This window comes from Blautia faecis, assembly GCF_027662325.1.
GTDB lineage: Bacteria > Bacillota > Clostridia > Lachnospirales > Lachnospiraceae > Blautia_A > Blautia_A faecis.
In genome coordinates, this window is sequence record NZ_JAQDKY010000117.1 from 318 (window position 1) to 641 (window position 324).

Sequence of the window (324 nt, forward strand, 5' to 3'; positions counted from 1 at the left end):
AGATGATGATGCCATTGTGGCTATGGTGGACGCTAATATTCAGCGAGAGGAACTGTTACCAAGTGAGAAAGCTTTTGCTTACAAGATGAAACTTGATGCAATGAAAAGGCAGGGAATCAGAACAGATTTAACTTTGTCTCAAAATGAGACGAAGTTGAGATCAGATGAAGTCTTGAGCAAGCAAGTTGGAGAAAGTAGAGCTCAGGTTCAAAGATTTGTACGATTAACAGAGCTTATTCCAGAACTTCTTGATCTGGTAGATAACAAAAAGCTTCAGTTCACGGTTGCTGTAGATATCTCTTACATCGATAAGGAAGTACAGGG

General features: G+C 39.8%; 1 protein-coding gene. It reads left to right on the plus strand.

The genetic code is table 11. From position 1 onward, the window contains the following. A partial coding sequence (locus tag PGQ38_RS19415) for a ParB/RepB/Spo0J family partition protein (RefSeq protein ID WP_416386770.1) occupies nucleotides 1-324 on the plus strand: 324 nt, incomplete at both ends.